This window comes from Sphingomonas sp. AC449 (assembly GCF_979253475.1).
The window spans coordinates 84,602-97,325 of record NZ_CEEDCZ010000003.1 but is presented as its reverse complement, the minus strand read 5'-3'; the positions used below and the strand labels follow the sequence as shown (position 1 = coordinate 97,325).

At 70.4% G+C, this 12,724-nt stretch carries 8 protein-coding genes; 1 reads left to right on the top strand and 7 read right to left on the bottom strand.

Annotated features, from left to right (window positions below):
• The first annotated feature begins 97 nt into the window (after positions 1–97).
• Entirely contained in the window at positions 98–1,318 is a 1,221-nt protein-coding gene (gene argJ / locus AC0CH3_RS07055; RefSeq protein WP_354299853.1) for a bifunctional glutamate N-acetyltransferase/amino-acid acetyltransferase ArgJ, read from the top strand.
• A gap of 44 nt (positions 1,319–1,362) precedes the next feature.
• Here the strand turns inward: argJ and trxA are convergent, their stop codons facing one another.
• The 7 genes from trxA to AC0CH3_RS07020 form a co-directional block, all read right to left on the bottom strand.
• Entirely contained in the window at positions 1,363–1,686 is a 324-nt protein-coding gene (gene trxA / locus AC0CH3_RS07050) for a thioredoxin TrxA (protein WP_056023011.1), read from the bottom strand.
• 64 nt (positions 1,687–1,750) lie between these two features.
• Positions 1,751–5,179, bottom strand: coding sequence for a double-strand break repair helicase AddA (gene addA, locus AC0CH3_RS07045; RefSeq protein WP_354299852.1), 3,429 nt, complete (start codon positions 5,177–5,179; stop codon positions 1,751–1,753).
• Complete coding sequence (addB, locus tag AC0CH3_RS07040) at positions 5,166–8,129, bottom strand: double-strand break repair protein AddB (protein ID WP_354299851.1); 2,964 nt, start codon at positions 8,127–8,129, stop codon at positions 5,166–5,168. Before addB ends, addA begins: the two co-directional genes overlap by 14 nt.
• Positions 8,122–8,877 (bottom strand): nucleotidyltransferase family protein, encoded by a 756-nt coding sequence (locus tag AC0CH3_RS07035; protein WP_354299850.1) that lies wholly within the window; start codon positions 8,875–8,877, stop codon positions 8,122–8,124. Before AC0CH3_RS07035 ends, addB begins: the two co-directional genes overlap by 8 nt.
• Positions 8,874–9,842, bottom strand: a complete 969-nt coding sequence (locus AC0CH3_RS07030) for an aminoglycoside phosphotransferase family protein (protein WP_354300434.1) — start codon at positions 9,840–9,842, stop codon at positions 8,874–8,876. Before AC0CH3_RS07030 ends, AC0CH3_RS07035 begins: the two co-directional genes overlap by 4 nt.
• A complete protein-coding gene (gene tsaE, locus AC0CH3_RS07025; RefSeq protein ID WP_354299849.1) occupies positions 9,839–10,282 on the bottom strand; it encodes a tRNA (adenosine(37)-N6)-threonylcarbamoyltransferase complex ATPase subunit type 1 TsaE in 444 nt (147 codons plus the stop codon). Before tsaE ends, AC0CH3_RS07030 begins: the two co-directional genes overlap by 4 nt.
• Positions 10,279–12,636: a PAS domain-containing sensor histidine kinase gene (locus AC0CH3_RS07020; RefSeq protein ID WP_354299848.1), complete on the bottom strand. Its 2,358-nt coding sequence runs from the start codon at positions 12,634–12,636 to the stop codon at positions 10,279–10,281. The genes tsaE and AC0CH3_RS07020 overlap by 4 nt, the downstream gene beginning before the upstream one ends.
• Between the last annotated feature and the right edge of the window lie 88 nt (positions 12,637–12,724).

The following is a 12,724-nucleotide window of genomic DNA, read 5'->3' as shown; positions in this document are numbered from 1 at the left end:
AAGGTCCATCCTTTCACCGCATCGCAGCGCGGTCGGGGGCGGTTCGCGACGCTGACAAGCTGTTGCACGGGGGCCGATCCGGAGGCAGAGGTCTGTCATGACCACCTCTCCGCTCGCACGCCCCTTCCCCGTCATGCCGGCGATTCCCGGCGTCACGCTTCACGTCGCCCGTGCCGCCTACAAGACGTGGGACCGGTGCGACCTGACATTCGTCACGCTGGACCCGGGTACCGTCGTCGCGGGCGTGCTGACGCAGAGCAAATGCCCCTCGCCCGAAGTCGAATGGTGCCGCGCAGCGCTGACGCTCGGCCACGCGCGGGCGCTCGTCGTCAACGCGGGCAATTCGAACGCCTTCACGGGATCGCGCGGTCGTGCTGCGGTCGAGGCGATCGCCGCGCGAACCGCAGCGCAGCTCGGATGCCAGCCGTCCGACGTGTTCGTCGCCTCGACCGGCGTGATCGGCGTACCGCTCCCGATCGACAAGGCCGAGGCGGGGCTCGACGCCGCGTTCGCCGCGGACCCGTGCGGCTGGGAGGATGCGGCGGCGACGATCATGACGACCGATACCTTCACCAAGGGGGCCGTGACCACCGCGGTGATCGGCGACCGCACCGTCAGCCTGGTCGGCATCATCAAGGGATCGGGGATGATCGCGCCGGACATGGCGACGATGCTGGGCTTCGTCTTCACCGACGCCGCGGTCGAGCCCGGTTTCCTGCAAGCCGCGCTGTCGAAGGCGAACGCACCCAGCTTCTCATGCATCACGGTCGACAGCGACACGTCGACCAGCGACACCGTGCTGGCGTTCGCCACGGGCAAGGCCGGGAACGCGACGCTCGCGGACGATGACAGCGTGGGTGCCGACGCATTCCGGGCCGCGCTCGCGGATCTCTGCCATCAGCTCGCGTTGCTCGTCGTGCGCGACGGCGAAGGTGCGCAGAAACTGATCGAGATCCAGGTCACCGGCGCCGACAGCGATCGCAGCGCGCACCGCGTCGCGATGAGCATCGCCAATTCGCCGCTGGTGAAGACCGCGATCGCAGGCGAGGACGCCAATTGGGGACGCGTCGTGATGGCGGTGGGCAAGGCCGGCGAGCCCGCGGACCGCGACACGCTCTCGATCCGCTTCGGCAATACGCAGGTCGCAGAGGGCGGACTGGCGCTGCACGGCTATGACGAGGCGCCGGTCGCCGCGCATCTCAAGGGTCAGGAGATCGAGATCGGCGTCGACCTCGCGCTCGGCGAGGGCAAGGCCACCGTCTGGACGTGCGATCTCACGCACGGATATATCTCGATCAACGCCGACTATCGGAGCTGATCAGACCCGCCATCCCGGTGCGGACCGGGATGGCGGGAGGTCGGTCAGGCGAGCTCGCTCTCGAGCCATGCCTTGAGCTGGCCCTTGGGCGCAGCGCCGACCTTGGTCGCCGCGGGCGCGCCGCCCTTGAACAGGATCATCGTCGGAATGCCACGCACGCCGTACTGGCCCGGTGCGTCGGGGTTCTCGTCGATGTTGAGCTTGGCGATCGTCACCTTCTCACCCAGCTCCTCGGACAGTTCCTCGAGGCTCGGCCCGATCATCTTGCACGGACCGCACCATTCGGCCCAGAAATCGACGAGCACGGGGCCTTCCGCACTCAGTACGTCGGCATTGAAGCTGGCATCGGTGATCTGCTTGGTCGCCACTGAAATTCTCCTTCGTTATACCATCATCTAGTGTCGCTGTTCACGCGTCTCAACCGTCGAGCCGCTAGCTTTGCTCCGTCGCTGCATAGCCCGGCTTGTGACGGGCGAGCACGTCCTCGGGCACCGCGATCAGCCGCGGCCCGGCGGTGTACAGAAGTGCCGCCTCGACCCGTCGTCCGGGGAAGATGACGCGCAACGCGGCGGCATAGGCCGCCATCTGGCGAAGATGATAGTCGGGCACCTCGGCGACGTCGCGCGGCGCGCGGCGGCCGGTCTTGAAGTCGATCACCCGGACCATGTCCGCACCGATCAGCAGTCGGTCGACGGTCCCCGACACGACGACGCCGTCTGCCAGCGTCGCCGCGATCGGTGCCTCCGCCAGCGACTCAGGGCCGAACAGAGCGGCAAAGCGCGGGTCCACGATCACACCGATCGCGCTCGCGGCGATCTCGGCACGCGCGTCCGCGTCGGCAACGCCACCGGCCTGCGCCAGCCAGCGGTCGGCGGCACCTGCGCGCGCGTCCGGGGCGACCGCCGGCAGACGTTCGAGCAGCTTGTGGATCAGCGATCCGCGCTCGGCAGCCGCACGCATCGCCGGCGTCGGCGGCGGATCGGATACCGCGTCCTCGCCGAGCGCCGACGGCGACAAGGGGCGCGACGGACGTGCCTCCCTTGGCGCCGCGACGCGTGCCCATTCGGGCAGCGGAACCGGCGCCGCGGAGCGCGCGTGCCTGTCGTCCTTCGCGATCACCGGTGCGTCGACCGACGTTCCGGTGAAGCACCGCTCGCCCTCCGCCTCCGGTATGTCGAGCGCCGTCAGTGCGCGTTCGGCCGCCGCATACCAGCTCGTCGCAGGCGCCACGCCCTTCGCCCGCGTTCCCAGCGCGCCGGCAATGACCAGCCGTTCCTCCGCGCGCGTCGCCGCGACGTAGAACAGCCGCCAATGCTCCTCGAGCTCGCGACGCTCGGCCGCGCTCACCACCGCATCAAGTGGTCCGCCGCGCTCACTGCTGCGCGGCCGGAAGACGGGCAGCGGCGCCGGCAGATCCTCGGGTGTCCATTTCAGGATCGATCTCGGCGCGGCGGCGGGATCCGCGGTCGCATCGGCAAGGATCACCAGCGGCGCCTGCAGACCCTTCGCGCCATGCGCGGTCATCACCCGTACCGCGTCGAGCGGCGCCGACGGATCACGGACGATATCGACGTCGCCGCGATCGAACCAGTCGAGAAAGCGCTGCAGCGACGGCGTCGTCGTGCTCTCGAAGTTCAGCGCGGCGTTGAGCAGTTCCTCGATCGGATCGCGCGCCTCGGTGCCAAGCCGGCGGATCAGCTTGCGGCGTCCGTCGAGCGGCCCCGACAACAGCTCCTCGAGAAACTGATACGGCGTCGCGATGTCCGCGCGTGCCAGCATCGCAAGCAGGGGCGCGAGGCGCGCGGCGGGTTGCGTGCGTTGCAGATGCCGCCACAACGGCCCCGCCTCGCGCGGCGCGGCCTGCATCAGCTCGTCCTGCGTCCAGCCGATCAGCGGCGAGACGAGCAATGCGGCAAGGCTAAGATCGTCCTCGGGCTGGAGCACGAAGCGGATCGTCGCGAGCAGATCCTGGACCGCCAGCGGCGCGTTTAGCCGCAGCCGGTCGACACCCGCGACGGGCACACCCTCCGCATAGAGACGCGCGACGATCAGCGACGCGAGGTCGCCGCGTCGCTTGACGAGGATCATCACGTCCTCGGGGCGCAGCCGCCGGCCCTTGCTGTCGAGCATCAGCCCATCGGGCGCGAGCCAGCTCTTGACCGCCCGGGCGATATCGCCCGCCAGCTTGCGGACCGCGTCGTCGATCCACCCTTCCTCGTCATCCTCGTTGCCGCCCGCGACGACCGGCGGCCAGAGCGTGACGCTCCCCGGGCCGCGGACCTCGCTTGCATGGACGTCGAGATCGCCGATCGCCCCAAGCCCGGGCTCACCCGTCGCCGCGACCGCGGCATCGACGAACTCCAGCACGGGTCGCGTCGACCGGAACGAATGCGTCAGCGACAGGCGTTCGAGCGGCAGCCCCCGCTCGTCCTCGGGCCAGTCATCGTCGCCCGCGACTTCCTTCGCGCGCCGCCCGAAATGCATCTCGGCCGCGGCGAAATTGAACGGGTCGGTCCCCTGGAACCCGAAGATCGCCTGTTTCCAGTCGCCGACCGTGAACAGCGTGCGCGTCGAGGGCGCATAGATGCCGCGCCCGACGAAGAATTCATCGGCCAGCGCGCGGACGATCCGCCACTGGTCGGCATTGGTGTCCTGCGCCTCGTCGATCAGGACGTGTTCGGTCGCCTGATCGAGCTTGTAGCGGACCCACTCGCCGATCCCGGGCTGATCGAGCAGCGCGACCGTCGTCGCTATCAGGTCGTCGAAATCGACACCGCCGACACGCCGCTTCGCCAGCGCATAGGCGCGCGCATAGTCGCGCCCGATCTCGAGCCCGTCGGCCAGCAGATCGGCGTACCCGACACGCTGCGTCATCGACACGATATCGGTGCAGGCGGCGCCGATATCCTGCGCAAGCACCTCGTACTCGGGTTCGATGTCGAGCAGCTTCTTCTGCACCTTGCGCAGCTCGCCCTTGCCCGTCAGCACCACGCCCGCAAGATCGCCCAGCGTGCCCGCACGGTCCGGCGACGCAAGCCACGCCTCGATGGTCGCCGCCTGCTTGAGGCCAGTCACGGTGCCCCAGGCCGCGTTCGCCGCCGCGATGCGCGTGATCGCGTCGATATCGAGCGCGTCGCACCATTCCGCGGCCGCCTCGCCGATATCGCCCGATGGCAGTTCCAGCGTCCGCCGCAGCCAGGGCTGGACCCCCGACGGCATCATCTCGAGCGCAGGCAGCGCGCGCGCGCACGCCATCAGGAACGCCTCGGCACCCCCCTCGCCGAGACGAAGCGACAGGCGCCCGACGATCTCGACCGGCCGCTCACGGCCATTGCGCTCGGCATCCGCCAGCATCCCTGCCAGCGCCTCGCGGGCTAGCCCCGCCTCCTCGCGCGCTTCGAGCGGTCTGAACCCCGGCGTCAGCCCCGCCTCGACGGGAAACGCCGCGAGCAGCCCCTGGCAAAAGCCATGAATCGTCTGGATGCGGAGTCCGCCCCCCGGCGCGTCGAGCACCTTGGCAAACAGCGTTCGCGCGTAATCCTGTTGCGCGGGCCCGCCCTCTTCGCCCAGCGCCTGCAGATCTTGGAACAGCGCAGGCCCCGGCATCCGCACCCAGGCGGCGAGCCGGCCGTTGATCCGCTGCGCCATCTCGGCCGCACCCGCTTTGGTGAAGGTCAGGCACAGGATCGCACCCGGATCGACCCCGCGCAGCAGCAGCCGGAACACGCGCGCCGCGAGCACCTGCGTCTTGCCGGTGCCGGCCGACGCGGACAGCCAGACATGCGACGCGGGATCGCTCGCCGCCGCCTGCGCGCCCTTGAGCCGGGGCAGCGTCCGAAGCTCGCCGCTACTCACGCCCATACCATTCGTCGCGTCGCATCAACTGGTCATATTCCGCATAGGGCGCGTATTCGGGGACGAGCTTGGCGGTGAACGCCGCGCTGCCGGTCAGCCACGTACCCGCGACATCGGTGAAATTATGCGCGGCGGTCGCGGTGAACTCCGCGGTCGGGATCTTGTCGCGCTTGCCGTCGGGATCAACGGGGCTCTCGACATAGCCGAACGCGTCGCGCTTCTTGCCCAGCGACCAATATTCGAACGCCTGCGCCTTGCCCGCGACATCGGCGAAGCCACCGCGCTCCGCAATCAGCCCGAGCAACCCCAGTTGCAGGCTATAGCCTGCCCGCACCGCGGTCGCCGAGGGCGGCTTGCCCGTCTTGTAGTCGATGATCGCCAGCCCGCCATCGGCAAGCCGGTCGACGCGGTCATATCGTCCACGCAGCGTCACCCCGGCGATCGCGATCTCGCCCTTCCCCTCCGCGCTCGCGACGAACCGCCCCTCGTCCGCCTGCGCGGCGATCGCCCCGGCGATCCAGTCGATCGCCTCGAGCAGCCGCGGCTGCCACAGCGCGCGCATCATCGGATGCGTACGCTCGTCCCGCAGCATCGCCTGCGCACGCGGCTTGAGCGCGTCTATCGCGCAACCGTCATGCTTCCACCATTGCTCGAGAATGTCGTGAACCGCGGTACCCCGCCAGGCCGCGCTCGGATCGGCATCGACCGGATCGAGTGGCATCAGCCCGAGCACGCGGCGCGCGTAGAACGCATAGGGGTCCGCCTTCAGCCGGTCGACCTCGGTCACGGAGATCAGCCTCGGCCGCAACGCGGAGGCGGGTGACGGCGCAGGCCGCTCGGCCGGCACATGAGTCTGCGGGTCGTCGAGCGCGCGCGTCCACGCCTCGAGCGCCTCGGCGCGTTCGAACCTGTCGCCCGCCAGCGCCTGCAGCCGCAGCCAGAGCCGCGAGGCGAGCGCGGGCGATTTGGCATCGCGCCGCGCACGCGTGACGATCGCGCGCGGCGCGCCCAGCGCCTGCGCGAAGTCGTGCGCCGAGGTTCCGACCTGCCGTTCCAGCCCGGGAAGCCCCAGCTCCGCACGGATCCGCGGCGCAAGCCACGGATCGGGCGCAGGCCGCCCCGGCCACATGCCCTCGTTCAATCCGCCCAGGATCATCAGGTCCGCGGTCTGCAGCCGCGCCTCGAGAAGTCCGTAAATGGCAAGCCGCGGATGCGCGCCCTGCAACGGTCGTACCGCAACCTCGTCGAGCAGCGTCCGCAGCAGCTGCCCGAGTTCGCCCGGATCGACGCGGGCCGGTCCGGCATCGGCCTCGAGCTCGAGATCCGCGAGGAACTGCGCCGCCGCGCGTCCCGACGGCCCCGCCCAGAGCTCGTCGCCGCACAATGCCGCCGCGGTCTCGCGCACGGCGGCGAGCAACGGGGCCAGCGTCTGCGCGCCGCGCTCGAACACCGTCGCGATCGGCGTCAGCAGCGCCTGCGCTTCCGGCCACCACCGCTTCGCGCTCCCGTCGCGCAGATGGGGATCGATCGCATCCAGCCCGGCGGCGGGACGCGGCCCGCGCATCGCCCGATCGAGCGCGCGGACGCCGTCAAGCCATTCGAGCCGCCCCTCGCCGCTGCGGACCAGTGGATGCTTCAGCAACGCCAGCAGCGCGAGTGGCGCGAAACGCTGCGCCGCGGCTTCGACCAGCGCGAGGATCAGCGTCCCCGGCGGCAGGATCGACAGCGGCCGCCCCGCGGTATCGTCGATGCCGATGTCCCAGCGTTTCAGATGCGCGGCGACGCGCCGTGCCAGCGCGCGATCCGGCGTGACGAGCGCGGCGGTGCGACCCGGCTGCTCGAGCGTCCCGCGCAGCGCGAGCGCGATCGCCTGCGCCTCCTCGGCGGGCGTTGCGAGTTCAGCGACCGTCACGCCCTTGAGCCGGCGGTCCTCGGCGTCGAGATGCGTCCATTTGCCGGTAAAGTCGGCGGGGGCGAGCGCATTCGCGATCGCGCGGCTGCGCGTCGCCTCCGCGTCGTGCCCGCCGCCCTCGCGCCACGTCGCGAATTCGGTGCGCGCGACCCCCATCCGCTCGAGCAGCAGCTTGAGGTGGAACTGCGGGTGCGTCTCGATCGCGCGCCGCGTCAGGCCCGTCGCCGGATCGCGCGGATGCGGGCCGAGCGACTGCCATTCCGCGTCGGGCATGTGCAGGTCGAGGTCGGCGAAGACCACCATCCCGCCCGGCATGTCGGCGACACAGCGCAACAGACGCGCGATCGCCGGTGCCGAATCGGTCACGCCCGCCGCGCAGACGATGCCGCCCGGGGGCGCCGCCCGCCACCGCGCCGACAGCTGGTCGAGCAGTTGCGCGCGCCGCGTCGCCGCATCGATGCGCCCGAGCCTTTCGAGCTCGCCCGGCCAGCGTTCCAGAACCACCTCGAAGGTCGAGAGTGCGCGCTGCCAATGCTCGGTCAGTTCGGGCCCGAGCTCGATCGCGCGCAGCCGTGCCGGCGGCACCTCCTCGACGAGCAGCTGGTCGAGCGTCTTGGCAAGCTCGCCCGCGAGCCGGACCGCCTCCGCGGCGTCGATCGGATGCCCGCCGCGCTGACGTTCCTCCGACACGAGTCGGGCGAGGATCATTCGCCGCTGGTAGGGAGGGACCGCCGGGAGCGGCGGGTCGATGGAATCCGCCGGGTCCAGCGCGGCGCCGACCGCCTCGCCCATCCCCGTATCGCCGAGCGCGACCATCCGTGGCAGGACGAGCCCGCCGCCGCTGGCGCGGACGAACGCATCCGTCACTGCCCGGATCGCGCGGTTGTTCGGCAGGAGGATCAGCGCCCGCGCGAGCGCCAGCGGGTCGCTGCCCGCGCGTCGCAGCAGACCCGCGACGAGCGCATCCGCGAACGCCCGGTGCGCCGGGATCGTGTAGAGCCGGGGCCCCGCCTGCACGGCAGCGCCGGGTGCTGCGTCATCCACCGGCGAGAAACGCCTCGGTCTTCGGGATCGCGCCGGGCGTCCCGACGTCGAACCAGAGCCCCTGATGGACCTGGCCGTAAGCACGCCCCTCGGCGATCGCGCGGTCCCAGAACAGGTTGGTCGAGAACGGTCCCTCGGGCCAGTCGGCGATCAGCCGCGGATGGATGATCTGGATACCCGTATAAGCGAACGGCGCGACGCAGCCGGGCTTGCGGCGGCTCGAGATCCGTCCGTCCGCGGCAAGATAGAAATCGCCCGTGCCGCCGTGATTGTGCGCGCGGGCCAGCGGTACCATCAGCAGCAATGCGTCCATGGCATCATCGTCCCACCGTGACGCCAGCAGGCGGATCGCGTCGACGGGTCCGTCGATCCACAGATTGTCGCTGTTGACGACGAGGACCGGCGCCGTGCCGAGCAGATCGCGTGCCTGCACGAGGCCGCCCCCCGTCTCCATCAGCCGCGCGCGCTCGTCCGAAATGACGACGTCGATACCGGGATACCGGTCCGTCACATGCGCCTGCAACGTGTCCGCGAGATAATGGACGTTGACGACGGCCCGTTCGATCCCGGCGTGCTGCAGACGGTCGAAGACGTGATCGATCAGCGCCTTGCCCGCGACTTCGACGAGCGGTTTGGGCCGCGTCGCGGTCAGCGGGCGCATCCGCTTGCCGAGGCCCGCCGCCATGACCATCGCGGTCCGGGGCACCGTACCGTGCGGGACCGGGCGGATCTCGCGCTGGCGTGTCATGCCGCGATCGCCAGCGGATCGCCGCGTCGGTCGCGCGGCACGTGCGCCTCGAACCATGCGGCCACCGGGGCCATCACCGGCTGCGCGAGATCGCGCTCGAGATAGGTCCAGACGCGGGGGCACAGCGTTGGATATCGCGTCTTGCCGTCGCGCTTCCACAACCGCGTGAAGATCCCGAGGATCTTGGCGTTCCGCTGCGCACCGAGGACATGATAGGCGTCGAAGAAACTGTCGCCGACCCCGGTCGCCGCCGCGTAGCGCGCGAGCATCGCAGCCTCGATGGCGGGATCGACGTCGCGTCGCGCATCCTGGAGCAGCGAGGCGAGATCATAAGCGGCGTGGCCCGCGAGCGCGTCCTGGAAATCGAGCAGGCCGAGCGACTTGTCCGGACCGACCAGCATCAGGTTCTCGGCATGATAGTCGCGCAGCACGGTGACCGGCACGTCTGGAACCGCGTGATCGAACACCGCGTCCCATGCCGCATCCCAGCTCGCGATGTCGGGCGCGATGCCAACCGCAGGGCAATACCAGTCCACGAACAGCGCCGCCTCGCGCTTCAGCACCGCGCGATCGTAGAGCGGCAGCGGTCCTGCGGCGTGGTCGCGCAACGCGACGAGAAGATCGACCGCCGGCGCATAGAGCGCGAGGCCGTCATCCGAGGACGCATCGATCGCCTCGCGAAGCCGGTCGTCCCCGAAATCCTCGATCAGCACGAGCCCCTGGTCGAGATCGCACGCGAGGATCGCAGGCGCGGCGAAGTCACGCTCGATCAGCCATTCGGCGACCGCGATGAACGGACGCGGGTCCTCGTGCGGTGGCGGTGCGTCCATGAGGATCGCCCGGCGGGCGCCCTCGACGATCCGGAAATAGCGACGGAAGGACGCGTCGCCGGCGACCGGCAGCGTCGTCGCCCCGCCCCATCCATGCGCGTCGAGAAAAGCGGCGGCGCCCGCCGGCGGGGTCATGTCGGCCATCGGTTTTCCCAAGCCTCCGGCACACCGACTGTCAAGCCGCGCGTGCCATCCGGCTCGATCGTCAGGCCGAGCCGAAGCGCATCGGGCCAATAGCCCGGCCCCGCCCGCTCGGGCCATTCGACCAGCAGCAGCGAATCATACCGCGAATCGTCGAGCGCCAGCTCGTCGATCTCCGCGGGATCATCGATCCGGTAGAGATCGACGTGGAGCACGGGAAACCGGACCTCGGGCGGCTCATAGGGCTGGACGATCGCAAAGCTCGGCGACGGCGCTTCCCCCGGCAGGCCGAGCGCCGCGAGCAGCCCGCGCGCGATGCTCGTCTTGCCCGCGCCCAGCGTGCCCTCGAGCGTGACGACGTCGCCCGGCCGCACCAGCGTGGCCAGCCACGCGCCAAACGCCTCGGTGGCCTGCGCATCGGCGAGCGTCCTCATCGGCGCGGCAGCTCGACGGTGACGAGCGTGCCGCTGCCGGGCTCCGAGACGAGTTCGATCGTCCCGTTGTGCGCCTCGACGAACTGCTTGGCGAGGGGGAGACCCAGCCCCAGCGCGCGGTCGCCGATCGTCTTCGATTCGGCAAACCGGTCGAACGCGTGCGCGACCGCCTCGGTCGACATCCCCATGCCGTCGTCGGACACGATGATCCGCGCATGCGTCGCGTTGCCATCGGTGTGCAGCAGGATCCGTCCGCCCTCCCCGGTGCCCGCCACCGCGTGCCGCAACAGATGCTCGACGATCTCGCGCAGCCGTTTGGCATCGCCGCACACGCGCCCCGTCGACCGCCCGATCTCGACCGCGAAGTCCAGATTGCGGCGTTTGGCGACCGCGTGGATCGCCTCGCCGGCCGCGCGCGTCACGGCCGCCAGATCGACGTCCGCGCGCATGATCTCCATCCCGTCGGCGTCGGTCCGCGTCAGGTCGAGCACGTCGTCGACGAGCAGGCCAAGCCGCTCGACCGATTCGAGGATCGCCTCGAGATACCCTTCGGCCTGGCTGCCGAGCTTCCCCGCATAGCCGCCATGCAACATCTCGGCGAACCCGCTGATCGACGTCAGCGGCGTCTTGAGCTCATAGCTCATGTTCGCGACGAACGCGGTCTTGACCTTGTCTGCGGCCTCGAGCGCATTGGCGCGGTCGCGCAACGCCTGCTCCGCGCGCTTGCTGTCGGTGATGTCGAGCATCGTGAACAGCGCGTTGCCATCGGGCAACGGCACCCCGGCGAACTCGAAATGCCGTCCGTCGGCGAACGCGACCCGGCCTGCGCGCTGCTGGCGCTCGACGGTTGCGGACCGGACGAGATCGGGGATGAGCACCGATCGGTTGGGGGTGGCGAGCTTCGATGCCGCCGCCTCGGCAAACACGTCGACGCGCGGATGACCCGCCAGGAACTCCTCCTCCAGCCCCCACAGCACGCGGAACCGGTTGTTCCACAATTGCAGCCGTCCGTCGGCGGCGAACACGCCGAGCGCCTCGAACAGATTGTCGAACGTCGCCGTCCGCACGCGCAGCAGCGTGTCGCGCGCGCTGGCCAGCTGGACGTGCTCGGTGCGATCCTCGAAGATCAGCAACAGCCCGCCATCGGGCAGCGGCTGCGCGACCACCCTCAGATGCGTCCCGCCGCGAAGATGCCAGATCTCCTCGCTCGCGCCGCCATTGGGCATCGTCCCGGTCTGCATGAACCATTCGCGCCGTTCGGCCTTCCACGCGGGAAAGTCGCGCACCTCGGGCAGGCGGTTGGCCTCGCGCATCCGCTCGAGCACGCGATCGAATTCGGGGCGGTCGGCGAGCCACTCGGCGCGCATCGCGAACATCCGCCGGAACGGCTGGTTGCAGAACACCAGTCCCCGGTCGCCGCCGAACTGCGCGACGCCCGCCGACACGCGATCGAGCATCGCGCGCTGCGCCTCGGCAAAGCGCTTCGCGCCCGAGCGCGCCTGTTCGAGATCCTCGATGTCGATCGCGAACCCCGCAACGCCGCCGGTCGGCAGCGGCACGTCGTAGATCTGGAGCGAGCGACGCGCGCCGTCGATCGTCGCGGGCAGGATCTGTTCGTGCGGCCGCCCTTGTTCGCGTGCCGCCGCCGCACCCGCGAGCGGTCCGCCGCGCCCGGATCCCTCGACCAGCTCGACCCCGCGCGCGATCACGTCCTTGGCATCCTGCCCCTCGACCGCGGCGACATAGGCGGTGTTGACCATCGACAGTTTCAGGTCGCGCGCGCGGTACCACATCGGCATCGGGGCGGCCTCGATCAGCCCGGTCAGCGCGTCGAATGCCGCCCCGAGCCGCGCGGTCTCCGCGCCGAGACGGTTGATCTCCGATTCGCTGTCGGTCGCGTCGAACGCCCAGATCAGCACGCTGCCCGTCGCGCCCATCCCGCCCGGCGCACGACCGCCGCGCAGCGTGATCGCGCGTGTCGATCCGACAGGGCGCACCGCGCGGACGAACGGCCGCCCCGCCCGCTGCGCCGCGGTCACGTCGGCGGTGAGTGCCGCGGCATCCTCCGTCGACAGGCCCGAGCCGTCGCCCGACAGGTCCGCCAGATACCGCGGTGCCGGGATCCCGAGCCAGTCCGCCATCCGCCGCGGCATTTCCACCCGGCCATCCGAGCGCACGATCGTCGCCACCGCGGGCGATCCATCGAGCAGGCCGCGCATATTCTCGTTGTCGGCGATCGTCGCAGCCGCATCCGCGCGCGCACGCAGCCCCAGATACACCAGTACGGCACCCACGCCGACGAGCAGCAGAACCGCCACGCCCGCGAGCACGGTTTCCCATGTCCCGAGGACCATTACCGCCGAACCGGTCGAAGCGCGACGCACGTCATGCGCCCGTGTAGGCCAACAGCGCCCCCGGGGGGAAGACGGCGATCTGCAAATT